The sequence below is a fragment of the Arthrobacter sp. CAN_A1 genome, assembly GCF_015751665.1.
Lineage (GTDB): Bacteria > Actinomycetota > Actinomycetes > Actinomycetales > Micrococcaceae > Arthrobacter_D.
On record NZ_JADOUR010000012.1, the window covers coordinates 60,305 to 86,349 of the forward strand.

22 protein-coding genes and 2 tRNA genes are annotated in these 26,045 nt (G+C 64.8%); 9 read left to right on the top strand and 15 right to left on the bottom strand.

The annotated features are described in order from the left end of the window. Positions 1 to 69 precede the first annotated feature (69 nt). The 5 genes from IWX62_RS13120 (at position 70) to IWX62_RS13140 (ending at position 4,599) form a co-directional block, all read left to right on the top strand. Entirely contained in the window at positions 70 to 1,140 is a 1,071-nt protein-coding gene (locus IWX62_RS13120; RefSeq protein ID WP_196841859.1) for an ABC transporter ATP-binding protein, read from the top strand. Continuing rightward, on the top strand, positions 1,137 to 1,784 hold the full coding sequence (locus IWX62_RS13125; protein WP_196841860.1) for an ABC transporter permease: 648 nt from the start codon (positions 1,137 to 1,139) through the stop codon (positions 1,782 to 1,784). Before IWX62_RS13120 ends, IWX62_RS13125 begins: the two co-directional genes overlap by 4 nt. Next, on the top strand, positions 1,784 to 2,512 hold the full coding sequence (locus IWX62_RS13130; protein ID WP_196841861.1) for an ABC transporter permease: 729 nt from the start codon (positions 1,784 to 1,786) through the stop codon (positions 2,510 to 2,512). Before IWX62_RS13125 ends, IWX62_RS13130 begins: the two co-directional genes overlap by 1 nt. Positions 2,513 to 2,553: 41 nt before the next feature. Further along, positions 2,554 to 3,489, top strand: a complete 936-nt coding sequence (locus tag IWX62_RS13135) for an ABC transporter substrate-binding protein (RefSeq protein ID WP_196841862.1) — start codon at positions 2,554 to 2,556, stop codon at positions 3,487 to 3,489. A 93-nt stretch (positions 3,490 to 3,582) separates the two neighbouring features. After that, a complete protein-coding gene (locus tag IWX62_RS13140; RefSeq protein WP_196841863.1) occupies positions 3,583 to 4,599 on the top strand; it encodes a YeiH family protein in 1,017 nt (338 codons plus the stop codon). A 61-nt stretch (positions 4,600 to 4,660) separates the two neighbouring features. Here IWX62_RS13140 and IWX62_RS13145 read toward each other — a convergent pair whose 3' ends face one another. The 6 genes from IWX62_RS13145 to leuC form a co-directional block, all read right to left on the bottom strand. Beyond that, positions 4,661 to 5,830 (bottom strand): D-alanine--D-alanine ligase family protein, encoded by a 1,170-nt coding sequence (locus IWX62_RS13145; RefSeq protein ID WP_442859261.1) that lies wholly within the window; start codon positions 5,828 to 5,830, stop codon positions 4,661 to 4,663. Next, the gene (locus tag IWX62_RS13150) at positions 5,827 to 6,852 is read right to left on the bottom strand and encodes an NAD(P)H-dependent glycerol-3-phosphate dehydrogenase (RefSeq protein WP_196841865.1); all 1,026 of its coding nucleotides are present in this window, start codon (positions 6,850 to 6,852) and stop codon (positions 5,827 to 5,829) included. The genes IWX62_RS13145 and IWX62_RS13150 overlap by 4 nt, the downstream gene beginning before the upstream one ends. Next, a complete protein-coding gene (locus IWX62_RS13155; protein WP_196841866.1) occupies positions 6,849 to 7,607 on the bottom strand; it encodes a lysophospholipid acyltransferase family protein in 759 nt (252 codons plus the stop codon). The genes IWX62_RS13150 and IWX62_RS13155 overlap by 4 nt, the downstream gene beginning before the upstream one ends. 18 nt (positions 7,608 to 7,625) lie before the next feature. After that, complete coding sequence (gene murA, locus IWX62_RS13160) at positions 7,626 to 8,978, bottom strand: UDP-N-acetylglucosamine 1-carboxyvinyltransferase (RefSeq protein ID WP_196841867.1); 1,353 nt, start codon at positions 8,976 to 8,978, stop codon at positions 7,626 to 7,628. Positions 8,979 to 9,185: 207 nt separating this feature from the next. Then, entirely contained in the window at positions 9,186 to 9,785 is a 600-nt protein-coding gene (leuD, locus tag IWX62_RS13165; protein ID WP_196841868.1) for a 3-isopropylmalate dehydratase small subunit, read from the bottom strand. Between the two features lie 9 nt (positions 9,786 to 9,794). Further along, entirely contained in the window at positions 9,795 to 11,273 is a 1,479-nt protein-coding gene (leuC, locus tag IWX62_RS13170) for a 3-isopropylmalate dehydratase large subunit (RefSeq protein WP_196841900.1), read from the bottom strand. A 122-nt stretch (positions 11,274 to 11,395) separates the two neighbouring features. On the opposite strand from leuC, the gene IWX62_RS13175 reads away from it, so the two are divergent. Together IWX62_RS13175 and IWX62_RS13180 are read left to right on the top strand one after the other, a co-directional pair. After that, positions 11,396 to 12,115: an IclR family transcriptional regulator gene (locus tag IWX62_RS13175; RefSeq protein ID WP_196841869.1), complete on the top strand. Its 720-nt coding sequence runs from the start codon at positions 11,396 to 11,398 to the stop codon at positions 12,113 to 12,115. Positions 12,116 to 12,181: 66 nt separating this feature from the next. Further along, entirely contained in the window at positions 12,182 to 12,712 is a 531-nt protein-coding gene (locus tag IWX62_RS13180) for a DUF1697 domain-containing protein (protein ID WP_196841870.1), read from the top strand. Positions 12,713 to 12,870: 158 nt separating this feature from the next. Here the strand turns inward: IWX62_RS13180 and IWX62_RS13185 are convergent, their stop codons facing one another. From IWX62_RS13185 to IWX62_RS13220, 8 genes are all read right to left on the bottom strand, one after another. Then, entirely contained in the window at positions 12,871 to 14,514 is a 1,644-nt protein-coding gene (locus tag IWX62_RS13185) for a GTPase (RefSeq protein WP_196841871.1), read from the bottom strand. Next, positions 14,511 to 16,298, bottom strand: a complete 1,788-nt coding sequence (locus IWX62_RS13190) for a dynamin family protein (RefSeq protein ID WP_196841872.1) — start codon at positions 16,296 to 16,298, stop codon at positions 14,511 to 14,513. Before IWX62_RS13190 ends, IWX62_RS13185 begins: the two co-directional genes overlap by 4 nt. Before the next feature lie 83 nt (positions 16,299 to 16,381). Then, positions 16,382 to 16,454 (bottom strand) — tRNA-Glu (locus IWX62_RS13195). 87 nt (positions 16,455 to 16,541) lie between these two features. Further along, positions 16,542 to 16,613, bottom strand: a tRNA-Gln gene (locus tag IWX62_RS13200). A gap of 71 nt (positions 16,614 to 16,684) precedes the next feature. Further along, entirely contained in the window at positions 16,685 to 17,404 is a 720-nt protein-coding gene (locus tag IWX62_RS13205) for an HAD family hydrolase (protein ID WP_196841873.1), read from the bottom strand. 2 nt (positions 17,405 to 17,406) lie between these two features. Next, the gene (gene gltX, locus IWX62_RS13210; protein WP_196841874.1) at positions 17,407 to 18,912 is read right to left on the bottom strand and encodes a glutamate--tRNA ligase; all 1,506 of its coding nucleotides are present in this window, start codon (positions 18,910 to 18,912) and stop codon (positions 17,407 to 17,409) included. A gap of 157 nt (positions 18,913 to 19,069) precedes the next feature. After that, positions 19,070 to 19,342, bottom strand: a complete 273-nt coding sequence (locus tag IWX62_RS13215) for a hypothetical protein (RefSeq protein WP_196841875.1) — start codon at positions 19,340 to 19,342, stop codon at positions 19,070 to 19,072. Positions 19,343 to 19,368: 26 nt separating this feature from the next. Then, positions 19,369 to 20,142 carry a fumarylacetoacetate hydrolase family protein gene (locus IWX62_RS13220; protein ID WP_196841876.1) on the bottom strand — a complete coding sequence of 258 codons (774 nt, stop codon included), beginning with the start codon at positions 20,140 to 20,142 and terminating at the stop codon, positions 19,369 to 19,371. A 559-nt stretch (positions 20,143 to 20,701) separates the two neighbouring features. Between IWX62_RS13220 and IWX62_RS13225 the strand changes: the two genes are divergently transcribed. After that, positions 20,702 to 21,742: a hypothetical protein gene (locus IWX62_RS13225; protein ID WP_196841877.1), complete on the top strand. Its 1,041-nt coding sequence runs from the start codon at positions 20,702 to 20,704 to the stop codon at positions 21,740 to 21,742. A gap of 39 nt (positions 21,743 to 21,781) precedes the next feature. On the opposite strand, the gene IWX62_RS13230 is transcribed toward IWX62_RS13225, so the two are convergent. Beyond that, positions 21,782 to 23,398, bottom strand: a complete 1,617-nt coding sequence (locus IWX62_RS13230; protein ID WP_333483423.1) for a carbohydrate-binding protein — start codon at positions 23,396 to 23,398, stop codon at positions 21,782 to 21,784. Between the two features lie 306 nt (positions 23,399 to 23,704). Here IWX62_RS13230 and IWX62_RS13235 point away from each other — a divergent pair, with 306 nt between their 5' ends. Further along, positions 23,705 to 26,029 carry a glycosyltransferase family 2 protein gene (locus tag IWX62_RS13235; protein WP_333483424.1) on the top strand — a complete coding sequence of 775 codons (2,325 nt, stop codon included), beginning with the start codon at positions 23,705 to 23,707 and terminating at the stop codon, positions 26,027 to 26,029. Positions 26,030 to 26,045: the final 16 nt, after the last annotated feature.

The window sequence follows — 26,045 nt, forward strand, 5'->3', positions numbered from 1 at the left end:
CTGAAACTATGAATCAACTTATTCACTGCCTGCTTTTGGGGCTGGTGTCAAGGAACCTGGAGAGCCACCGTGATTACGTTCGACAAGGTAAGCAAGACTTTTCCGGATGGCACCCTTGCCGTCGACAATCTGAACTTTGAATTGCCCACCGGCAAGATCACCGTTTTTGTGGGGCCATCGGGCTGTGGCAAGACCACTTCGCTCCGTATGATCAACCGCATGATCGAGCCCACCGGCGGTCGGATCCTCATTGATGGGCAGGACGTCACCTCGCAGGATGCGGCCCTGCTGCGCCGGTCCATCGGGTATGTCATTCAGCACGCGGGACTGTTCCCCCACCGCACGGTGATTGAGAACGTCATGACGGTGCCCAATCTGATTGGCTCGGACAAGAAGAAGTCGCGGGACTCGGCGATGGAACTGCTGCTTCGGGTGGGGCTCACCGAGAGCATGGCCAACAAGTACCCGGTGCAGCTCTCGGGCGGGCAGGCGCAGCGCGTCGGCGTGGCGCGCGCTCTCGCCGCCGATCCCCCGGTCATGCTGATGGACGAACCATTCAGTGCCGTCGACCCCATTGTCCGCGCCGGGCTGCAGACCGAATTCCTTCGCCTGCAGGGTGACCTGGGGAAGACGATTGCGTTCGTCACCCACGACATCGACGAAGCCATCAAGCTCGGCGACATGGTGGCGGTGTTCAGGGAAGGCGGGCATCTTGCCCAGTACGCCACCCCCCAGGAATTACTCGAGAACCCGGCCAACGACTTCGTTGCCGACTTTGTGGGCCGGGACCGCGGGTTCCGTAGCCTGTCCTTCGACTCCTCCGAGGTGCTGGTCCTGGACCCGGTGGAGTCGGTGACCTCGGGAGTGTCGGGCAGTGAGAGGCTGGTGGTCGACGCCGCCGGGCGCCCGCTCGGGTGGTCCGGACCTGGCCTCGCCGACGAACGCTCGCCCCTCCCCGTAGCCGGCACGTTCACCGTTACCGATTCCCTCCGGGTGGTGACCGATCTGGCGATCAGTTCCCCCGTGGGCATCGCCGTCAGGGTTAACGCCGCAGGCGCTGCCGACGGCGTCATCAGGCACCCCAGCCTGGTGCGGCAACTGGACGAGCGACGCCGGCAACGTGCGGGGACCACCGCATGATCGACTACATCTCGAGCAACTCCGAGCTGATCTGGATCGCGTTTCGGGAACACCTGTACCTGGCGCTGATCCCCGTCGTTCTCGCGATTATCATTTCGCTGCCGCTGGGCTATCTCGCGGTTCGCTACAAGAATCTCTATTACCCGCTGGTCAATCTCAGCGGCATTCTCTACGCGATCCCCTCGCTGGCCCTGTTCCTGCTCATTCCGGCGGTCATCAGGACCCCCGTCCTGTCCCCGCTGAACATCATCATTGCACTCACCATCTACACCGTCGCACTGCTGGTCCGGGTGGTGGCCGACGGTCTGAACTCAGTGGATCCAGCCGTCACCCAAGCAGCTACCGCCATGGGATACCGGCGGGTCAAACGCCTACTGAGCGTTGAACTGCCGATTGCCCTGCCGGTGATGCTGGCCGGGCTCCGGGTGGCGACGGTTGCCAATGTCAGCATCGTCAGTGTTGGTGCGCTGATTGGAGTGGGCGGACTGGGTGCACTGTTCCTGCGGGGCCTGCAATTGGACTATCTTGCGCCGATCTTTGTGGGGATCATCCTGTCGGTACTGCTGGCTGCGGTCTGCGACATCATTATTGTGCTGATCCAGCGGCGCCTGACTCCGTGGACACGAGTGGGAGGACGGGCCTGATGGACTATTTCGAGTTTCTCCTTGACCCCGAAAACTGGGAGCTGGGCCGCAACGGCACCATCCCGTCGTTGATTGTTGACCACCTGTTCTACACGTTCCTGACCCTGGTCATCGGTGCGCTGATTGCCATTCCGGTGGGACTGTATATCGGCCATACCGGAAAATTCGCCTTCGTGGCCATCAACGCCGGAAACGCCGGACGGTCCCTGCCCACCCTGGGCCTGATCATCCTGCTGGTGACCCTCATTGGGTTTGGGCTGGTGCCCGTGATTACCGCACTGGTGATCCTTGCCATCCCGCCCATCCTTACCTCAACCTATGCCGGTCTGCGCGCCCTCGACCCCGCCTCGGTGGATGCGGCCAAGGGCATGGGGATGCGACCGCTGCAGATCATGTTCAGGGTAGAGATACCCATGGCGCTTCCCCTGATCATGAGCGGGCTGCGCAGCGCCACCCTCCAGGTGGTCTCCACCGCAACAGTCTGCGCCTACGTGGGCCTGGGCGGTCTGGGCCGGCTGCTGATCGACGGCATCGCGTTGAACCAGTACGACCGCGTGGTGGCGGGCGCCGTCGTCGTCGCCCTCCTGGCCATCATTCTGGACCTGGGCGCCGCGGCGCTTCAGCGACTGGTGGTGTCACCTGGCGTCTCGGGCCGGGCGCTGACCCGCACGTCGAACAACCCCTCACGGCGCGCCGCACCTGTCAGTGCGGATGTTCCGGCCTCCTGATGCCCGATAAGCTGTAATCACCAGACCGAAAGGCACGACCCATGATTAACAAACGCTCACCCAAACTGCTGAGTAGTGTTGCTCTCCTCGGAGTGGCAGCCCTCGCCCTTTCAGGCTGTGGCGGAGATCCGCTCGAGTCCGACGCCGGTGGGGAGTCGGTTGACGCCGAGACCATTGCGATTGGCTCGGCCAACTTCCCCGAGAGCGAACTGCTCGCCGAAATGTACGCGCAGGTTCTTGAGGCTGAAGGCATTGAGGTTGAACGCAGCTTCAACATCGGTGCCCGCGACCTGTACCTGGCCGCGCTTGAAGACGGTTCGATCGACCTGCTGCCCGAATACAACGGTGCACTGTACTCCTCGCTCGTCGAGGGTGGAGCGCCCGAGGGTGTCACCGGTCCCGATGAGGTCTACGACGCGATGGTCGAGGTGCTGCCTGAGGGCATCGTCGCACTGGAGCAGTCAGAGGCCGAGGATAAGGACACGCTCGCCGTCCTGCCCGAAACCGCCGAGGAATTCAGCCTGACCACCATGGAGGACCTGGCCGACGTCGCCGGTGACCTCACGCTCGCCGCCGGCCCTGAATTCTCCGAGCGTTTCCAGGGTCTCGTCGGTCTTGAAGAGGTGTACGGCATCACCTTCGGTGAGTTCCGTCCCCTCGATGCCGGTGGTCCGCTGACCCGCGAAGCACTGCTGAGCGGCGAAGTTGAGGTCGCCAACATCTTCAGCACCGACTCGACGATCGAGACGGAGTCGCTGGTGGTCCTTGAGGACACCCAGAACCTGTTCCTGTCGGAGAACATTGTGCCGATCGTGCGCGAAGCCAAGGTCACCGACGCCGTCACCGAGTCGCTCAACGCGGTCTCGGCTGCGCTGACCACGGAAAACCTCACCGAGTACCTTGCACGGGTGCAGGTGGACAAGGAATCCAGCGCGACTGTCGCAACGGCCTTCCTCGAAGAGTACGACCTCCTGTAGGTAGCTGCCGCCCATCCCGGCTGGATTTCACCGTCGGGATGGGCCGCGCTCCCCCTCTGGCACTTCCCACCCGAGCGCCCTGAAAGAAATCCAGTGACCACACAGCGCTCGGCCGCCTCCGCGGCATTCATCAACCTGCTCCCCGGAGTGCTTGTCATGGCTGCGGCCGTGGCCCTTTCCCTTTTCATCGCCAGCCTGCAGGGCTTCATCGGCGCCCTCGTCGTGGCCCTCGCCCTGGGTCTGCTGGTACGCAACACGGGGATGTTCCATCCCCGGATCCGGCCCGGTATCCAGCGGGCGACCAAAAGATTTCTGCGGCTCGGCGTCGTCGTCCTGGGCCTGCAACTGTCACTTCCCGAGATCCTGAGCCTTGGCTTTCCTGTGCTCGCGTTGATTATTGCCTCGGTCTTCATCAGCTTCCTTTTCACCCGGTACGTTGGCGAACGGCTGGGGCTGAGCCGGGCCGCTTCCACACTGATGGCTGCGGGGTTTTCGATCTGCGGGGCGTCGGCGATCGCCGGGATGCAGAGCATCGTCAACGCCGACGACGACGAGGTGGCCAGCGCCATCGCCATGGTGACGCTGTATGGATCGGCAGTGATTCTGGGGCTGCCGCTGATCGGCAATCTGCTGGGTTTGTCGCCCGAAACGTTTGGCATCTGGTCCGGGCTGGCCGTTCACGAGGTGGCGCAGGTGGTGGCAACGGCCAGCACCGCCGGGGCGGTGGCTCTCGCTGTGGCGACCGTAGTGAAACTGGGCCGCGTGGTGCTGTTGGCGCCGGTAGCCGCGTTCGTCTCGATCGGTATCCGCCGCGCCGAGGGTGCCCAACCGGCCGTGCCCGGGCGGGTGGCGCCGATTGTGCCGCTGTTTGTGGTCGGCTTCCTGGCCCTGGTGCTCCTGCGGTCCACCGGCGTCGTGCCCGAACCGGTGCTGGAGCTTGCATCCCTGACGGCGACTCTGCTGCTTGCTGCTGCAATGTTTGGGCTCGGTACCGGGATCGATATCCCCCATCTGGCCCGAACCGGTGGGAAGAACCTGGCGCTGGGCGGCATTTCCACCGTCTTCCTCGGCGGGATCACCCTCGCCGGCGCGGTTCTCGTCACCGCCTAGCTACACCCGCCCCGGATCCAGACTCGGTAACCCCCTAACCCCCGGGTTGAGTCAAGGGGGGCTAGCGGAGGCCCGTCTTGCGGCTCAGGGCCAGAGTGATCAGCTCGTCGATCAGCTCCGTGTACGTGAGGCCCGACTTGGCCCACATCTGCGGATACATGCTGATCGGGGTGAAGCCGGGCATGGTGTTGATCTCGTTGATGATGAGGTCGCCCGCGGGAGTGTAGAAGAAGTCGACCCGGGACAGGCCTTCGGCACCGACGGCGTCGAACGCTGCGGCGGCCAGGGCACGGACCTTGTCACTGGCGGCGGGGGGAAGGTCGGCGGGGCAGCTCAGTTCGGCCGCGGCGCCGTCGACGTACTTGGCTTCGAAGTCGTACCAGTCGTGCTCCCCCGGCTGCACGGCGATCTCGCCGGGCAGCGAGGTGCGGGGTTCGTTGGTGCCGCGGCCCTGTAGCACCGCGACCTCGATCTCACGACCGATGATGCCAGCCTCGACCAGCACCTTGGGATCGAACTCCCGGGCGGTCTCGATGGCGGCCGCGAGATCCGATTCTGACGAGACCCGGGTGATTCCCATGGAGGACCCAGCACGGGCGGGCTTGACGAAGGACGGGAATCCGAGGGCGGCGGAGCGTTTCAGGCACCCGTCGGGGTCGGTGACCCATTGCCGGTCCGTGATGACCTCGTACGGCCCCACGGTCAGATCGGCGGCGGCGAAGACGACCTTCATGTAGTGCTTGTCCATCCCGACGGCCGACGCCAGCACACCGGCGCCCACATACCTGATGTCCGCCATCTCCAGCAGACCCTGCAACGTGCCATCCTCGCCGAAGGGTCCGTGCAGGAGGGGGACGACGACGTCGATCCCGCCCAGGCTGCGCGGCATCTGCTCCGCCGCGGTGATCATGAGCTCGGTGGAGGCGAAATCCGCCCCGGATGCCGAAGCGGCCAGGACCAGCGACTCGTCAGAGGCGGTGACCTCAGGGAGGTTTGCCGACCGCAGCGACCACTGCGAGGGGTCGCCCGATACCTGAACCCACTGGCCGTTCTTGGCGATCCCCACCGGAATGACCTCGTACTTGTCCCGGTCGATCGCGTCCAGCACCCCTGCGGCGGTGATGCAACTGACTGCGTGCTCACTGGACCGTCCGCCAAAGAGCACCAGTACCCGCGGTCGCTGGGTCGAATCGGGGCCGGTGGAATCAGGAAAAACAGCAGTCACAGTCAGCCTTCGGGTTTCAGATCGCGGGCCAGCAGACGTGGCCCCAGGTCATGGACGGAGACGGTGCCCTGAAGCACCGCCACCACGTTCTCGGTGATGGGCATATCCACACCCAGCTGGCAGGCAAGATCCAGAACAGCCTGGGCTGACTTGATCCCCTCGGCGGTCTGGTTCATGGTCCCGGTGACCTCGTCAAGGGTCAGCCCCTGACCCAGCAACCGGCCCGCCGTGTGGTTGCGTGACAGGGCAGAGGAGCAGGTGGCGATCAGGTCGCCCATCCCCGCGAGCCCTGCCATGGTCTCCGCTTCGCCACCGAGTGCGACGGCAAGGCGGGTGGTCTCGGCTAGCCCGCGGGTGATGACTGACGCCTTGGTGTTGTCGCCCATCTGCTTTCCTTCGCAGATCCCGACGGCGAGGGCAATCACGTTCTTGACGATTCCGCCGATCTCCACCCCCACCACATCGGGGTTGGTGTACGGGCGGAAGTACTTCGCGGTGCAGGCCGCAGCGATCCACGCAGCGACTTCCCCGTCAGGGCAGGCCACCACGGAGGCGGTGGGTTCCTGACGCGCGATCTCCAGCGCCAGGTTGGGACCCGAGACGACGGCGATCCGCTGGGCCGGGATGTCCAGTTCCGCGGCGATGACCTGGCTCATCCGGGCGTCGGATCCGACTTCGAGCCCCTTCATCAGCGAGACCACGACGGCGTCGTCGCGCAGCAGGTGCTTCCACCCCTGCAGCTGGGGGCGCAGGGACTGTGCGGGAACCGCGACGGCGACCAGTTCGGCGCCGTCGAGCACTTCGGCAATGTTCGCCGAGCAGGTGATGTTTTCGGGGAGCACGGTGTCTGCGAGGTACCTGCTGTTGCGGCGTAGGGTGTTGATCTCCTCCGCCACGTCCTCCCGCCGGGCCCACAACCGCACCTGGGTGCCGTGACGGGCGCCAGCGTCGGCCAGGATCTTCGCGAACGTGGTCCCCCAGCTACCGGCGCCGAGGACGGCGACCACTGCCGGTGGTGTACGCGTCACGGATTCTCCTCGGGCTTGCTCTCGAAATCCCTGCCGGTACTCTTCTGGTGCTTGTTAGCGGGGTTCCAGCGTTCGGTGGGCGGCGCCTCGTGACGCAGTTCGGCCACGAGGGCCGTTAGCGCGTCAAGGATCCGCTCGGTCCCGGTATCGAGCAGCGTCTTGGTGATGGGCTGGCCGATCAGATCCGAGAAGTCGACGGGATCACCGACGATGACCCGCGACGTCTTCCGCGGGAAGAGGTAGAAGCGTTTGGCGTAACGGGGGAACACCTCGTGGGCTCCCCAGTGGGCAATCGGCACCACCGGTGCCCCGGTCTGGAGGGCCAGCCGCGCAGCGCCGGTCCGACCCTTCATGGGCCACATGTCCGGATCACGGGTGAGCGTGCCCTCCGGGTACACCACGATGCCGCCCCCCGCGTCGATCGCTTCACGCGCCGCTTCGAGAGACCGGTTGGCGCCGGCGGTGGTCCGATCCACGGGCACCTGCCCGGTCGCCCTGAGAATCCACCCCATCACCGGCACCTTGAACAGGGAGGCCTTGGCCAGGAAGTGCGGAGTCACCTTCTGGTTGAAGAGAAAATGGCCGATCACCACCGGATCAATTTCCGTGATGTGGTTGGGGCACACGATGAATCCAGTGTCCCGCGGCAGTTTCTCCGCCCCCAGGTATTTCTTGGCCATTAACGCGTTCATGATCGGACGAACGGTGACAGACAGCACGGCAAACGTGACGCGGGATCTCCTGGATTCAGTCATAAAAGAGTGCCGCCGTGCCTAGCGGCCGCCCTCCACTGATGCCGCAACGGTATCGGAGGTGATATCAAAGTCGGCACCAAGGCCTTCGAGCTTGTCCTGGAACCGCTCGTAGCCGCGGTTGATCAGCTCGATGCCAGTCACCCGTGAGGTTCCCTTCGCCGCGAGGGCGGCGATGAGGTGGCTGAAGCCGCCGCGCAGGTCAGGAATGTCGATGTCCGCACCATGCAGCTGTGCCGGGCCGGAGATGACCGCCGAGTGGAGGAAGTTCCGCTGCCCGAACCGGCAGGGGACACTGCCCAGGCATTCGCGGTGGACCTGGATGTTGGCGCCCATGCGGATCAGTGCGTCGGTGAAACCAAAGCGGTTCTCGTAGACGGTCTCGTGAACGATCGACACGCCCTCGGCCTGGGTGAGCGCGACGACGAGGGGCTGCTGCCAGTCGGTCATGAAGCCGGGGTGCACATCGGTTTCGAGGACCAGCGGGGACAGCTTGCCGCCGGGGTGGTAGAACCGGATGCCGTCGTCGTCGACGTCGAACGCGCCGCCTATCTTGCGGTACGTGTTCAGGAAAGCGGTCAGGTCGAGCTGACGCGCACCCTCCACGTAGATATCGCCCTGGGTGACCAGCGCTGCTGAAGCCCAGGACGCGGTCTCGTTGCGATCCGAGATGGCTTTGTGGTTGAAGCCGGACAGTTCCTTGACACCCTCGATGCGGATGGTCCGGTCCGTCTGCACCGCGATGATGGCGCCCATTTTCTGAAGGACGGCAATCAAGTCCATGATTTCGGGTTCGACGGCGGCGCCCTTGAGCTCGGTGATCCCGTCGGCCCGCGTGGCGGTCAGGAGCACCTGCTCCGTTGCACCCACGCTGGGGTAGGGCAATTCAAGCTTCGCGCCGTGCAGGCCCTTGGGCGCAGAGATGGAAATGCCACCTGGACGCTTGTCCACGACGGCGCCGAAGTTCCGCAACACCTGCATGTGGTAGTCGATCGGGCGGTCGCCGATCTTGCAGCCGCCGAGGTCCGGGATGAACGCTTCGCCGATGCTGTGCATCAGGGGGCCACAGAAGAGGATGGGAATGCGGGAGTCGCCGGCGTGGGCGTCAATGTCCTTGGACTGGGCCATCTTGGCGCCCTTGGGGTCCATGCTCAGGTCACCGGTGACCGGGTCCTTGGTGACCTCAACGCCGTGGAGCTTCAGGAGGCTGGTCACCACCTCGACGTCCTTGATTTCGGGAACGTTCCGCAGGACCGAGGGGGCATTGCCCAACAAGGTGGCAACCATCGCTTTGGGCACCAAATTTTTGGCTCCGCGAACGGAGACCTTACCGGTCAGAGGGACTCCACCACGAATGGTCAGCACGCTTCCCATGAACACCTATTTCCTTCGATTTTCGCACAACAGAGATTGCCCCCAAAGCAGCAATTGCCTCCCGCTAAGCATAGGAGCATGTCCAACAAGACTGAAATAGGCTCCCCGGGGGTACTGTCGAAAACTCCCGGTTGCCGCTATTCATTCCCCGCCGTTCCGCCGCACCGGCCCGCCGTCGATGAGTTTGCTCTCACCGACGGTGACGTGTCAGGAGCGAACGGGGAGGGTCTTTGGCTTCCAGGCCGGCCGGGTGCTCTCGTACTCGGTGATCGATTCCTCGTGGGTGAGGGTCAGCCCGATATCGTCGAGGCCTTCGAGCAGCCGCCACCGGGTGTAGTCGTCGATCTGGAACGGGGCCGTAACGCTGCCGCACACCACCGTGCGCTCCTGCAGATCGACTGTCACCTCGGTGCCCGGGTGGTTCTCGAGGACCTTCCAGATCAGTTCAATGTCGTCCTGCGCCAGCTGCGCCGCGACCAGCCCCTGTTTCCCCGAGTTGCCCCGGAAGATGTCGGCGAACCGGGACGCCAGCACAGCTTTGAACCCGTAGTCCTTCAGCGCCCAGACAGCGTGTTCGCGGGAGGATCCGGTACCGAAATCGGGGCCAGCCACAAGGACGGAACCGGCGCTGAACGGCGACTGGTTCAGGATGAAGTGTGGGTCCTTCCGCCATTCGGCGAACAGCGCGTCCTCGAAGCCGGTCCTGGTGATGCGCTTCAGGTACACCGCCGGGATGATCTGGTCGGTGTCAATGTTGCTTTGGCGCAGGGGCACTCCGATACCGGTGTGCGTGATGATCTTCTCCATGGGAGTCTCCTAAACGGCGTTCGAAGCGGAGGGGACGACGGCGGCGTCGTACTGACCTGTGGTGGGCGGCAGCGGATCGAGGTCCGACGGCGAACTGAGCGTCCCCCGCACGGCCGTCGCGGCGGCGACCACCGGGGACACGAGGTGGGTGCGGCCGCCCTTGCCCTGCCGGCCCTCGAAGTTGCGGTTCGACGTCGACGCGCAGCGCTCCCCCGGCGCCAGCTGGTCCGGGTTCATGCCCAGGCACATCGAGCAGCCAGCGAAGCGCCACTCGGCGCCGAAGTCCTTGAAGATCCGGTCCAGACCCTCGGCCTCGGCTTCGAGCCGTACCCGTGCGGACCCGGGCACCACCATCATGCGGATGTCCGGGTCCTTGACCCGGCCGCGGATGATGTCTGCGGCGATCCGGAGATCCTCGATCCGGCTGTTGGTACACGAGCCGAGGAAGACCGTGTCCACGCGGATGTCCTTCATGGGCGTTCCGGCGTCGAGAGCCATGTACTCCAACGCACGCTCGCAGGCAGCCTTGTCGTTTTCGTCGGCGAAGTCGTCGGGGGACGGTACGGCCTGTGACAGGGAGACGCCCTGCCCCGGATTGGTGCCCCAGGTGACGAACGGCTCCAGTTCGTTGGCGTCGAGGAAGACCTCGGCGTCGAACACGGCGTCGTCGTCGGTGCGCAGCGTGCGCCAGTTCCCGACGGCGGCATCCCAGTCCTCGCCCTGGGGTGCGTGGGGCTTGTCCTTGAGGTACTCGAAGGTGATGTCATCCGGCGCCACCATGCCAGCGCGGGCACCGGCCTCGATGGACATGTTGCAGATGGTCATGCGGGCTTCCATCGACAGTGCCCGGATGGCCGATCCACGGTATTCGAGCACGTAGCCCTGGCCGCCGCCGGTGCCGATCTTGGCGATCACGGCGAGGATGATGTCCTTCGAGGTGACACCGGGTTTGAGGGTGCCCTCGACGGTGATGGCCATGGTTTTGAAAGGTTTGAGCGACAGGGTCTGGGTGGCCATGACGTGCTCCACCTCGGAGGTCCCGATGCCGAGTGCCAGAGCGCCGAAGGCGCCGTGCGTTGAGGTGTGCGAGTCGCCGCAGACAACTGTCAGGCCGGGCTGGGTGAGACCAAGCTGCGGGCCAATGATGTGGACGATTCCCTGTTCGGCGTCGCCCAGCGAGTGCAGCCGGACGCCGAACTCCTTGCAGTTGGCGCGGAGGGTTTCAATCTGGGTGCGGCTGGTGAGGTCAGCGATCGGCTTGTCGATGTCCCAGGTGGGGGTGTTGTGATCCTCGGTGGCAATAGTGAGATCGGGGCGGCGCAGCGGTCGACCGGCGAGGCGCAGTCCCTCGAAGGCCTGCGGGGACGTGACCTCATGGACCAGATGAAGGTCGATGTAGAGGAGATCAGGCTGGGATTCAGCACCCTGAACCTCGCCTTTGCGCACAACGTGCGCGTCCCAGACCTTCTCTGCGAGCGTGTTGCCCATGACCGGTTCCCTTCGGTGCTGTTCCACTGACGTCCTGGATATATCCATCCAGGACACTTGCATCTCCAACAGTTGTATTTCATACAGTTGCATCTCAAATGCTGAGACGGCAATATCATCTTATGGACAATTCTAGCGGTGTAGGTGTGATAGACAAAGCGGCGACGGTGCTCGACGCGTTGGAGGCTGGTCCCACCACGCTGGCGCAGCTGGTTGCAGCCACCGGGCTGGCCCGCCCCACAGTGCACCGGCTGGCCCAGGCGCTGGTGCACCACCGGTTGGTCAGCCGTGACATCCAGGGCCGTTTTGTGCTGGGCAGCAGGCTCGTGGAACTGGCAGCCGCGGCTGGCGAGGACCGGTTGATCGCCTCCGCCTCCCCGGTGCTGCTGCAGCTGCGGGACGCGACAGGTGAGAGTGCCCAGCTCTTCCGCCGGCAAGGCGAGTGGCGTGTTTGCGTCGCGTCGGCCGAGCGCCCGATCGGTCTGCGCGACACCATTCCGGTGGGCACCCAGCTCTCCATGAAAGCCGGCTCCGCGGCGCAGTGCCTGCTCGCCTGGGAGGACCATGACCGCCTCCTCAAGGGCCTGCAGGAGGCCAGGTTCACTCCGTCGGTGCTCGCTGGAGTACGACGGCGGGGCTGGGCGCAGAGCCTTGGCGAACGGGAGGCGGGAGTCGCCTCAGTGTCAGCTCCGGTGCGGGGTCCGTCAGGGCGGGTGATCGCTGCGGTATCGATCTCCGGACCGATGGAGCGGCTCACCCGGCAGCCGGGACGCATCCACGCCGAGGTGGTGCTGAACGCCGCGCTCCAGCTGACCCACGCGGTGGGGAAATCCGCCGACTGATCGTCGACCCTGTGCTCCTTCACCTCCTGCGCCCGAGTAGGGTGTGGCTATGAAATCAGGTGGTGCATGACCCACTTTGCTGTCTTCCTGCGCGGAGTCAACGTTGGCGGGATAAACCTCACGATGGCTGAGCTGCGTGCTGCTGTTCAGACGCTCAGCGTCAGCGACGTCAAAACCCAGCTGGCATCGGGCAACCTCACCTGCTCGACCGATCTATCGGCGTCGGAACTCAAGAACTCGGTCGAGGCCCTGCTGCGGTCCACCTTTGGCTACGACGCGTGGGTGGTGGTCCTTAAGGCGGGCCGGCTCCGCGAACTGGTGGATTCCTGTCCGCTTCCCGCCGACGATCCTGATACCCACAGCTACATCACCCTCTTCTCTGATCCGGACGCGCTCGACGATCTGGTTCAGGCGGCGGCCGGTCTGGACTCCGGACTCATTGTGCTCGGACCGGAAGCCGCCGCTTGGCCTGCACCACGCGGCGGAACCCTGGAGTCCCCCCTGAGCAAGATCTCGGGGAAGCCCCGCTTCAAGAACTCGACCACCACCCGCAACCTGCGCACCTTGCACAAGGTCCTCGCGGCTATCAGCAGCTGATGGGGTGTCTGGACCACGACGCGACGCCCTGACTCGCTGGCGGCCGGGTGTTTCGACGTCGGAGGGCCATTTCCGTGAGCAACTCCGACAGGCCGGGTCAACCTAGAGATCCGTGAGGGAAACGCTGCCCACCGATGTCTATTTCCCTCACCTATCCGCTACGTCCGGCCCCGGGCGTCCGATACGGCCTTCCGAAATCCGTTGTAGCGGGTGATCTCAGCCTCGACGGGAGTCACCACATCCCGCACGGCAACCTCGGTCACCGCGGCGTGGAGCCGCCGTCGTGCCCGGCGCCCGCGCGATGCCGCCGAGAATCTCGCGGCAACCGACGACAACACGGCCAGTGCAACCCCCATCACCGCTCCCCCAAGGGCCAGCAACGTGGGCACAGGGAAACCCTCCACCAACGGCGTCTCGGGGACCGGCAGCTGCAGGAAACCCAGCGCGGCCAGCACGCCAAGCCACACCAGCCCGGCGACCGCCGCCGCGAACAGCACCCATTGCAGCACACCGATCACCGGCCACCACCACGATCGCCTCCCCCACCGCAGGTCAGTGTGCGCGATGGCCTGATCCAGCCCGTCCGCCAATGATTCGGCTGACCCCTGGGCGGCGCCGCGGATCTGCTCCCGCCACGGCCCGGTGACCGACTCGGCGGCGGCGTCGGCGTAGTCACGCAGCGCTCCGTCCATGGCTGCACGCTGGGCGGGTCCCGGCGTCGGAAGGGACGTTCGGCTGACCGCAGCGTCCACCTCGGAACGGCGCAGGTTGAGGCGACGCAGCGGGTCGCGGCGGAGCTTTCCGAGCCAGCGGGTGACAGGCCAGCCGGTGGCAGCGTGGGCATCCCGGCGATAGGACCCGACCACAGCGTCGACGACAGTTTCGGTGCCGACCGCCCCTGCCAGCCGGTCCACCAGCCGCGACCGTGCAGCCTTGGATGGCAGGGTGGCATCGGCGGGTCCTGCCAGCCCGGCCAGCCGGGTGGCCGCCGCTGTGACGTCGGCGGTGAGCCGCGCGGTGGCGGCCTGCCGGCGTTTCACCGTCAGCCCGATTTCCTTCACCAGGTCATCCAGTCCGGCTCCTGTCGCCGCAGAGACTGGATGGACGGCCACGGAACCGAGCCCCTCGGCAGCGAGAATGCCCCGCAGAGACGTTGTCACCTGGTCTGCTTCGTCCCCCACCAGGCGGTCGGTCTGGTTGAGTGCCACCACGGTGACAGCCCCATGGGTGGACATACCCCTGAGGAACCCGTGGTGGAGGGCGGCATCGGCGTACTTCTGCGGATCGACCACCCAGAGCAGGACATCGACCTGCCCGGCCAAGCGTTCCACCACGTCGCGGTGGCTGGCAGCGGTGGAGTCGAAGTCGGGGAGGTCCAGCAGGATCAGCCCGCCGCCGTCGTCGGCTGATGACCGTCCGCCGAAGGCAAGCCGGGAATGGTCGGGCAGCTCGTGGCGCTGGGCCACCTGCAGCCAGTCGAGCAGGGGCCCGCTGCCGTCGGTCTTCCAGAGCACGGCGAGCGGTTCGGACGTGGTGGGGCGCCGTGCGGCAACCCGCGCGACGTCGGTCCCGGTCAGTGCATTCAGCAGCGACGACTTGCCGCTCCCGGTGGGGCCGAAGATGCCGACCACCGTGTGGGCGGCCGACAGCGACCGGCGGGTGCTGGCCCGATCCAGGACGTCGTAGGTGGCGCGCAGATCCTCCTCGGGCAGGCGCCCGGTGGCCAGCTCGCGGGCGGTGTCCAGGGCTTCGAGCTGGTTCTGGACCGCTGATTCGGCCTTTTTACCCTTGTGCCGGCTCACCGGTCACGCCCGTCATCGTCATTCGCGGCACCCTCTGCGGCGTCGTCCATCCTGTGTGACTCGAGTTCCCTGGCGTAGGTGCGGAGCGTTTCGGCTGGAAGCTGCCGCGCCGCTGACTCCAGCAGCGCCTGGTAGCGCTGTTGGTCGGCGCGGAGTAAAGATTCGCACCGGTGCTGCAAGTTGTCCCGCGCTGTTTTCGCCAGTCGGCGGACCGCGTCCTCGCCAAAGACGGCTTCGAGCAGCTTCTGCCCGACGACGGCGGATCCTCCGGCGACGCCAATCTCCAGACCGGTGAGCCCCGCGGTGGAGGCGAACACCACGACCATGAGGGCCACCGCGACGCCGTTGACGCCGAAAGAGAGCATCCTGGCGGTGAACCGCTTGTTGGCGCCCTCAGCGCTGACAAGATCCAGCAGATCCTTCTGCCAGGCCCTGATCTCCCGTGCGGCCTCAGCCGAGAAGTCGCCGCGTGGGGCTAGACCGGCGAGCAGGTCCCGACCGGCATCGCCGTCCCGCCAGGCGTGCTCGGTTTTCTCAGCCGCCTGGGCCGCCTGTTCAACAATGACCGCGTGGAGCCCGGTTTCGATGGCGGTCTCAACGGTGACAGCCCGGGTGGGCCGGCCGGTGAAGAATGAGCCGATCGCATCCCTGGCCCGTCCGACTCTCGACTCAAGGCCCCGCATGAACTCGCCGGTGCCGACAAAGTCCTGCCACCGGGCCAGCACTTCCCCACGCAGCAGGGTTCCATCCTGGGTGGATTCGTGGATTCCCTTGAGCGCGTCGTCGTAGGCTCGGGTCGCCGCAGCCTGCAGCCGCAGGTATTCGGCGTGCTGGTTGTCCTGGGCGTCGGCTGCGGCGTGGACCCGGCCCGCGACAGCGCGGACAGCTCCGTAAAGGGTGCGGCGCGCGATCTCCTGCCGTCCTGACGCGTCGGCGGCCAGCGCCTGCAGCCACCGGCGGATGGGGTCGGCCGCATCTGCCGGGAGCATGCCCTGGGAATCCAGCGGCTGCTCGGGGACGATAAAGATGGGTGCATGGCCCAGGTCGGCGGCCGCGAGCAGCGTGTGCAGGTCGCCGCGCACCTCCTCCTCCACCCCGGCGGGAACCCGGTCCAGGACCACAGCGAGCAGGATGTCCCTCGCGGCGGCGTCGGCGAGCAGCGTCCACGGCACAGCATCGGCGTAGCGGTTGGCGGTGGTGACGAAGACCCAGAGGTCGGCGGCTGCAAGAAGTTGGCCGGCAAGCCGGCGATTCTCGTCGGCGATGGAGTCAAGGTCAGGGGCATCCAGCAGTGCGAGGCCCCGCGGAATCATGGCGTCGGGGCGCAGCAGGAGGGTGCCGGTTCCCGGAGATACGGCATCGGCCGGCCGCCCAGCGACGGGCTCGGCGCTGCCGACGTCCGCGGCGTGAACCCGGCTCAAGGAAGGAAGAATGCGCTGATCAGCGAACCAGTGGCCGTCGGCCGGGTGATGCAGCAGGACCGGTTGCCGGGTGGTGGGACGGATGGCGCCCGAGCGAGTGACGGGATGCCCGACGACGGCATTGACCAGGGTTGACTTTCCGGCGCCGGTGGATCCGCCGACGACGGCGAGCAGCGGTGCGTCAAGGCTCAGGAGCCGGGGAACGACGTAGTCCTCAAGTTGGGCCGCCGCAGCTGTCGCGTTGATTTGGGCAGCGTCCGCACCGTGGACGGCGAGAGGGAAGGACAGCCCACGCAGGGCCTCCCCGGTCTGGCGCAGCGTTGCCAAAAGCGGCTGGGCGGCGGCGGGCAGGGTGTCAGTCACCACCCCATTCTGCCGTACGCTCCGCGGTGTCCGTGGTAGGCAAAGAAAAACCCCCGGAACCTGGTGGGTTCCGGGGGTAATTGTGACCCCAGCGGGATTCGAACCCGCGTTACCGCCGTGAGAGGGCAGCGTACTAGGCCGCTATACGATGGGGCCAGTACTGTGTGCTGTTTGACCTGAGCCAAACGAGCTAGATGATTATTTCACATCTGATAAATGCGTCCAAATTGTCCGCATCTAACGCTGGGGTACCAGGACTCGAACCTAGAATGTTGGTACCAGAAACCAGTGTGTTGCCAATTACACCATACCCCAATGGCACATCCTGGACCGCTCCATACGCAGCATCCAGGCCGCTTCAAACCGCTCTGCGCCGAGAGATCACTTTACCGGACATGCGGCAGGAACTGCAAAACGCCTGCCAGTGACGTGATCCTGCGGCCAGCAAAGCCCGCCGGTGCGGCGGCACGCCGGTCCAGCCAGACACCGATCAGCCCCGCAGCATCGGCGCCCTCGGCGTCGATAACCCTGTTGTCCCCCACATAGAGGGTGCGCTCGGGCGGGGTGCCGAGTTGCCGGGCGCCCTCCCGATAAATGGCAGGATCAGGCTTCGCCGCGTCAACCGTGTCGATCCCCACGAGGACATCAAACCGGGACAGCCCTGAGCGATCAAGTTTGGCGCGCTGATAGTCGTGGACGTTGTTGCTGACCGCGCCGTAGGGGACGCCTGCCGCGTCCAGCGCGTCGAGAAGAGGGACGACGTCGTCGTACGGTTCAAAGTGCAGCGGCAGCGTCGCCTCGTAAGCCGTGTTCCAGCGCCGGGCAGCCTCGCCTTCCAGCGGCTCCTCGACGAAGGCCGCCTGGGCGTGCCTCGCCCGGTGCAGACGCTGCTCGCTAAAAGTGAGCTCGCCGGCAAGGAATCGGTTGTACGAGCCCAGCGGGTCGTGGGCGTACAACCGCTTGTATTCGATCCAGTCGGCGTCACTGAGGTGCGCCAGAGTATCGGCGCCCACATGGTGGAGCGTCCTGCCCATCGCGGTTTCCAGATCCACCAGGGTGTCGTCAATATCGAACAACACCCCGGCGATCTCGGGAAGAATGTCCACGCTCAGCCGGCCGCGCGGAAGGCGCTGATCCTGGCCAGCGACGAGTCCTTGCCCAAAATCACCATGGATTCGAAGAGCGGAGGGGAGATCCGCTTGCCGGACACAGCGGTCCGAACCGGGCCGAAGGCCAGCCGGGGTTTCATTCCCAGTTCCTCGACCAGAGCCTGCCGGAGGGCGTCCTGAATGTTGTCGGTGGTCCAGTCCTCGAGTGGCTGCAACGCTGCGTGGGCGGCGTCGAGCACTTCACCCAGGTTGGCGGGGAGGCCCTTGCGGGCGTCGTCGGCGATCTGGATGCCGGCGTCGTCGGTGAAGAGGAAACCCAGCATGTCCGGGGCTTCGCCGAGGAGGGTGATCCGTTCCTGGATCAAGGGGGCGGCCTCGGCGAGGATCTGGTGGTCGCGCTCACTCAAGGTCTCGCCGACCAGGCCGGCTCCCTGCAGGTACGGGATGGTCCGCTGACGGAAGTCCTCTGGCTCCAGCAGGCGGACATGGGTGCCATTGATTGCCTCGGCCTTCTTCAGGTCGAAGCGGGCAGGGTTGCCCAGTACATCGTGGACATCGAACTTCTCGACCAGGGTGTCGACGGTGAAGATGTCCTCATCCGCGGACAGGCTCCAGCCCAGCAGCGACAGGTAGTTCAGCAGACCTTCGGGGATGAACCCGCGCTCGCGATGGAGGAAGAGGTTGGATTCGGGGTCCCGTTTGGAGAGTTTCTTGTTGCCCTGGCCCATGACGTAGGGCAGATGACCGAACAGGGGCATGTAGCTGGCCACTCCAATGTCGATCAGTGCACGGTACAGCGCGATCTGACGCGGCGTGGAGGAGAGCAGGTCCTCGCCCCGGAGCACGTGGGTGATGCCCATCAGGGCGTCGTCCACCGGGTTGACCAGGGTGTAGAGGGGGGCACCGTTGGCGCGGACCACTGCGAAGTCGGGGATGCTGCCGGATTTGAAGGTGATCTCACCGCGCACCAGGTCGGTAAAGGTGATGTCGTCGTCGGGCATCCGGAGCCGCAACACGGCTGCCCGGCCTTCGCTGCGGAAGGCCTCCTGCTGGTCCCCGGTGAGGGTGCGGTCGTGGTTGTCGTAGCCGAGCTTCACGTCCCGGCCTGCGGCACGGTGGCGTTCCTCGACCTCCTCGGGGGTGGAGAAGGACTCGTAAAGATGGCCCGCTGCCCGCAGTTTCGCGATGACGTCCTGGTACAGCTCTCCACGCTGGGACTGCCGGTAGGGGGCGTGGGGTCCGCCTACTTCGACGCCTTCGTCCCAGTCGATGCCTAGCCACTTCAACGCGTCAAGGAGCTGGGTGTAGCTTTCCTCGCTGTCGCGGGCCGCGTCGGTGTCCTCAATCCTGAACACCATGGTGCCGCCGGTGTGCCGGGCGTAGGCCCAGTTGAACAGTGCGGTGCGGATCAACCCGACGTGCGGCGTGCCGGTCGGCGAGGGGCAAAACCGCACTCGGACGGGGGTCTGATCGGTGACAAGGGGGATCTCAGCAGCATTAGTCATGATGGTGCTAAGTCTACGGGGCTTTGGTCCCCGACCCCGAGCGAAGCGAGGAGTTGGGAGCCCCGGAGACGCTACGGGGCTTTGGTCCCCGACCCCGAGCGAAGCGAGGAGTTGGGAGCCCCGGAGACGCTACGGGGCTTTGGTCCCCGACCCCGAGCTACCCGGCGAAGTACCACCAGGCCGCGAAGATGAGCGCCGCGACGGCAAGCCCGACAGCGATCTGGAAGCGGACCGTGGTCTTCGGGCGAAAGTAGCGCAGGGGCAGGACGGCAGCAGCACCAAACCCGAGTGCAGCGAGAGCCGACACCCAGACCTGCGGCGCACCGCTCAGGGAAGCTGCCCGCGCCGACACCAACGGGATGCCGCAGGCCGCGACGGCGATCAGCCTTCCGAGGCGACGACGCTCAGAGCTCGGGCTGCCGTTCCGCACGGGCCCCCGTGGTACCCGCCGCATCGTTAGCGCCGTGCCGGGTTGGACAGGCGTCCGATGCCCTCGATCTCGACCTCATAGCGTTCGCCTTCGCTGATCAGCCCCACGCCGGCCGGCGTGCCAGTCAGGATGAGGTCTCCCGGGAGCAGGGTGAAGGCCTGGGAAACATAGGACACCAGTTCCCTGACCCCCCAGATCATCTGGCTGGTTGACCCATCCTGCTTCAGCTCGCCGTCGAGGCGGCCGCGAACACGCAGGTTCTCGGTATCGAGGTCTGTCTCGATCCACGGACCCACCGGGCAGGAGGTGTCGAAGCCTTTGGCGCGGGCCCACTGGTTGTCAGTCTTTTGCGCGTCCCGGGCCGTGAGGTCGTTGGCACAGGTGTAGCCGAAGACAACTTCGTCGACCCGATCGAGCGGTACGTCCTTGCAGATCCGGCCGATGACGACGGCAAGCTCCGACTCGAAAGAGATCTCATCTGAGAAAGCCGGAAGTACGATGGGGTCGCCCGGACCGATCACCGAGGTGTTGGGCTTGAAGAACATCAGGGGCGCTGGTGGCACCTCGTTGCCCAGCTCCTTAGCATGCTCGGCATAGTTGCGGCCAATACCAACAATTTTGCTGCGCGGGATGACGGGGGCGAGCAGTCGGACATCCGCCAACTGATGGCGGACGCCGGTGAGCTGAACGCCTGAGTAGAAGGGGTCGCCGGCCATGACCGCGATCTCTTCCTGGCCGTCCTCGCCTTCTACCACTCCGAATGCTGGATCACTGTCAACGACAAATCGGGCTATACGCATGAATCCCACGTTACCGTGACCCGGTCCTGGCCGGGAATCGGAACGGGTTGCGCCACACTAATTCAGGGGCAATTTGCCCTGGACATGCAGATGACCGTGAACCTGTCCCCAGCGGACAAGTTCGCGGTCATCCGTCAAACACTCGCACAAATAGGTGCGAAATGAGTGGTAGATGCTTAGTGCGGCCAGTTTCCGATATGTGGCCAGTTTCCAATTTTGGTGATGGTGGTGGAGCTTGTGAAACCAGTCGCGGCGTCGGCAGCAGTAGCTGTGGAGACACCGCCGATTGTCAGCACCGATACAACCATGAGGGAGGCAAATAATCTTTTCATACGAGAGTCCTTTGCTTATGCGAGAATGCGTGAAGCACCGAACCTCACGCAGTTTTATTAGTATACGAACGAAATACAGAAAACCAAGCGTTTGGAAAGATGAACTTTCGGAAGCAATACCTGCCGAATATCCCCTAAACTCAAGTTACGGTGTCTTCCCTTCACATGGGAGTCACCGTGAGCATCACCCGAGGTCCACCGAGAACTGCACGAAGGGGCTACCACCCATGGCGATAAATCAGCCCGGCGACCAGCTGTTGTACGAGCTGAGGGCGCGGGAAGCCTGGAGCCAGCGAGACTATGAGCGTGCGCGCGTCATTGCGGGACAGGCAGTGGATCTGGCCCTCGACGATGGTAACGAGGTTGCCTGGTGGAACATGGCCTTCCTGCAGGCCGAGTGTCTGCGTGAAGAGGGGGCAGTTGAAGAGTCGGTCAAAGTAGCCCAGCAGCTGCGGGACCATTCACTCACCAGCCAGTCGCCCTCGTTGGCGGTTCGGGTCCTGACCCTGCTCGCCGTCGGGCTGCAGGGTCTGGGTCAGCTACCAGAAGCGGTGCGTCAGGCCACTGCAGCCGTAAACGTCGCAGCCGATGCCGTCGACGCCCCCGAACTCCGGGTTGAAGCACATCAAGCCCTGATTGCCTCTCTCGCTGAAAGCGACCGACTGGAGGAGGCTTGGGCGCAATGCCTCGCCCTGTCCGTATTGCTCACTACCGAAATGCGCTCACAGACTGCTGGCAAGGCGCACTGGGCGATTGGCAACGTAGCGTTCATGCGCCATGAGGTCGCGGATGGCACCAAGTTCCATTCCCTCGCCGCAGGGAGCCTATCCCCCAATAACGACCTTGACCTCTGGGCCCGGTTCAACCGCGCATCTGCTGCACTTAGGCTTGCCGCGGGCGTAGTCGACGCGGAGACGCTCGAGTGCATTGAGCGTGCGGAGACTGCCAGCTCCATCGTGGGAGGAAATGACCGCGACCAGTTGGAGCTGTCGTTGACCCGCGCTCACTGGCTGGTTCTCACGGGCCAGCTCAATGCGGCAGTCAAGCGCCTCCGGCCGATTTGCGCTGACGCGATCATCCTGGCCCCTCAGACCGCGGGCGAAGCGAATCTTCTTCTCGGTCGGGCCCTCGCAGGACGGGGCGAGGATTTCGAAGCGATGAGCTACCTTGACACCGCGAAGACCTTTTTCATCCAGTCAGGCGCCCAGGATCGTGCTGCACACGTCGCCGGCCTGATTGATTCCCTGATGCAGCCCCAGAAGAGCTAGGCGTCAGCCGAATTTCCGGCTGACGGCCCCTAGCTGGCCTCAGGAGTCCTGATCAGCCGTTGGCGTTGCCGTCGGCCTGGCGGACGGGGTGACAGTCGGCCTCGGGGTGCCGCTCGGCGTCGCCGTCGGCTTCGCGGTGGAACTCTCCGCGTCCTCAAGACCCTCCAGGAGCTTGACGACGTCGTCGTTAGTCAAACGGTTCCAGGGGGAGCCAGCCGAACCCTGCAGGGCAGCCTCGGGGCTGTCGCCCTGGCTCCACCACTTGCATTCGAACACGTGATCGTCGAGCCGGACAAGATCGCCGCTCTCGTACACCTGCTCCGGATCCCATTCGTCGATGGTTCCAGCGGGAATGGTCGGAGCCGTGACTGGCGCTTCGCCCGGAAGGACCGGCCCGATGAGGGTCCACGGTGTTTCATCGGCCTGGAGAACAGGGTTGTCCGGGGTTGATCCTTCGTTCCACCACTTGGCGACATACACGTTGCCGTGCCACACCACGCGCTGCTCGGCCACATAGGTCGCGTCCTCGGACCAGATGGGATACGGGCTGGTTTCGGGATTGTCCTCCACCAGTTCGGGGGTGGGCTCCGGTGACGCCGACGTGGTGGCGATACTGTCAGCGCTTCCCTCAAACCCCTGGCCGAGGATCTGCGCGAAGCTTTGCCCGTCCTGGTCGATGCCACTGCAGCCCACTGAAACGACTGTCACATCGGCGTAGTTGTCGCTGCAGGTGGCGTCGCGGTTCAGGGACCACATGGACATCCGGCCAATCCCCTTTTCGACGGCGAAGGCGTTCAGGCCCGCTGCGTGATCCAGCGAGAACACCTCACTGACGACGTCGTTCTGGCCAATCATCGGGGTGAGGCCCAGTTTGGTCCAGAGTGCCTGCGGCCCGAGCGGCATGTCGGCCCGGCTGTACAGGGTGGACAGCTGTGCGTGGGTTGCTTCGGCGGCGGCGATTGAGGCGTCGAGCATGCTCATGGTCTGCGGCCGGCTTCCCCCGAAGTCCATGGTCATGATGTTTACACCGGCGAGGTCAACTCCGCCTTCGAGCATCTGGGTGACTGCTGTGGTGCCCGGCTCGGTGAGCCCCGACGGCGCTACCGGCAGCGTCAGCCAGATGTTCAGCGGTTCGTCGGCGGCGAGGCGTTCTTCCTGCAGCAGGGCGAGGGCTGCGGCCCGGCGTTCCCCGCCTGCGGTATCGAGCAGGTTCTCGCCTTCCACGTCCAGGTCGATGGTGGTGAGGTTGTAGCGGTCAACCACTGAGGCGTACGCATCCTTGAGATCGTTCACGTCGGTGCAGGACGTAGCGAGCTCATCGTTGAGCAGGCCACCGAAGGAAACAGCAACTTCTCCGCCACTTTGAATCAGGCGGGCGATCCGGCGATCCAGGTCCATGGTGGATTCAGCTTCGTCGAAGGTATAGGCGGCACCCCAGGACGGTTCGCAGGGGTTTTCAGGATCAGCTACGACGAAGGACAGCACCACGCTACCGCCTTCGTCGGTCTGCGGGCGTTCGAAGGCATAGAAGGGGGTGGCTGTCGCATCAACGTAGCCAGCAAACCAGGACCCACTGTTTTCTGCTGCCCGGGCATCCTCGAAACGGTTCCATCCAGTGAACGACGCGGCGACCACTGCCGCGAGAACGCCCACCACAAGAACGAGCCGAACGAACGAGAGTTTCCGACCCGGAAAGTGCCTTGCCAATGAGTGCCCCCACGAATCCTGCCCCCACGAATAAAGGGGAAACTTGAACTATAAACTGTTATGTTACCTAACCACTATAAGTCCCTATGCCTAGTGCTACTCTTGCACGGTCATATAACGGTTGCATCCGGCTCTCCGCCGAGCGCGAAGCCGCCAAATGAACGCAGGCAACCCCACCAGTCGGGTGGTTGGCGCGAGCCGTCTGCGGAGGGAGCGGCAGGGATCGATCCTGCAATCGAGTCGCTGGGGAGCGAGATGAAGGATCACAAAGTGGCTGCGACGCCTGTTGAGCACACCAAGGAAACCAGTCCGGGAGCGCGCAAGCGCCAATGGGGGGCCGAGAAGCGCTCCGAACCCCTTTCCATAGTTCACCCCACACCGTCCCGCCGGAAGATTGCGCTTGGCCGCCTGGCGATTGTCGCGACCATGGCGGGCTGGGCGTCCTATGTGGTCTCGACGATCCTGCGGCAGCTCATCGACAATCCCAGCGCGGGATTTCGTTTCCAGTTTGAAGCGGTGTCGTACCTGATCGTTGTCACGTTCCTCACCTTCTCCGCCCTCCTGTATCTGGTTGCACGTCAAGGTGCGCTGTACCGGTTCCGGGACCACAAGCGGGTCCCCCGGGGTGAGCTGGACCGCCACTTCGCCCATTACGACGACGGGATCACCGTCCTGGTCCCGTCCTACGCTGAGGAACCCCAGGTGGTGCGCGCCACCCTCTGGTCCGCTGCCCTTCAGGAGTTTCCTGACCTCCGGGTGGTCCTGCTGCTCGACGATCCCCCGTTCCCCACCGATCCTGCGGTCGCAGCCCGACTGAAGACCACCCGCGAGCTTTCCGAGAATATCGAGGCGCAGCTCCTCGAACCGTCAACCCGGTTCAACGATGCGTTGACCAGCTATCGCGAGCGGGTTACCGCCCCGGTGGCCCCCGGCGTCGACGAACTGGAAGTGCTCACCAACGAGTACATCGCCGCCGCCACCTGGCTGGAGGACATGGCAGGCGCGGAGCGGGTTGAGGACCACGTTGATGAGTTCTTCGTCGATCTGGTGTTGATGGGCCTGGCCCGCGAGCTCCGGCTGACGGTGCTGGGACTCACCGCTGCCCGGGCACAGGGCGAGCAACCCAATGAGGACCGGCTGACCGAGCTGTACCTGAGGCTGTGCCGCATCTTCACCGCCCGCCTGGAAACCTTTGAGCGGAAGATGTTCGCCTCCCTCTCGCATGAGGCCAACAAGGCGATGAACCTTAACTCCTACATTTCCCTGATGGGGAAGCGCTGGCACCGTGAAGAGTCCCCCAATGGCACCATCCTGCGCCCCGCCGAGGGCCCAGCCCAGGTGGACCTTGATGTGCCTGACTCCACCTACCTGTTGACCCTCGACGCCGACTCGCTGCTGCTGCGCGACTACTGCCTCCGTCTGGTGTACCTCCTGGAATCACCGGGAAACGAACGGGTCGCCGTAACGCAGACCCCGTACTCCTCCTTCCGCGGGGCACCGACCCGGATTGAACGGGTGGCCGGAGCGACCACCGACATCCAGCACATCCTGCACCAGGGCATGACCTATTACGGAGCCACCTTCTGGGTGGGGGCCAACGCGGTGATCCGCAAGGAAGCCCTGATGGACATCCTCGAGGTGGAGGATGTTGGCGGTTTTGAAATTCACACCTACATCCAGGACCGGACGGTCATCGAAGACACGGAGTCGAGCGTCGACCTGGGCGCCCACGGCTGGACCCTGGTGAACTATCCCGAACGACTCAGCTACAGCGCCACTCCCCCGGACTTCGGTTCCCTGGTGGTGCAGCGTCGTCGTTGGGCGAACGGCGGGCTCCTGATCCTGCCGAAGCTCTGGAACCAACTCCAGGACCGGCGCTACCGCCGTGACCGGATTCTGGTGCGTGAGGTGCTGCTTCGCGTCAATTACATGGCGTCCATCGCCTGGGCCAGCTTTGGGTTGATGTTCCTGCTCGGCTACCCCTACGACAGCCGGCTCCTCAGCCCGCTGGTCTTCATGACCGCCTTGCCGTACTTCCTGGCCATGGGCAGCGACCTCCGCGATTGCGGGCACCGCTTCAGCGACATCTTCAGGATCTACGGCTTCAACATAGTGCTGCTCCCGGTGAACCTGGCCGGCGTGCTGAAGTCCATCCAGCAGGCGTTTACCGGCGAAAAGATCCCCTTTGTGCGCACGCCCAAGGTCAAGGACCGCACCGCCGCCCCAGCCCTCTACGTGTTCATCCCCTACGCGATCGTCGCGTTCTCGGTCCTTACCCTGTGGCGTGACGCCATGCAGGGGAACTGGGGCAACGCCGCCTTTGCCGGGCTCAACGCGGTGCTGGCGGCCGGCGCCATTCGCGCCTACATTGGGGTGAACAACTCAATTGTGGACATGGTGCTCGGGGTCCTCAACTGGCTCTACGTCCCGCCCCGCAAGAAGCGCGAGACAAAGTCCCAGGTGATCGAGAAGACACCGGAAGAAGCTGACTGGTCCTCCATCCTGTACCACGGAGACCGCCGCCTCAACCGTGATCTTCGGGGATCAAACGACCGCCGTCGTCGTATTTCCTCGCGGTAACCATCCGTCCACCACC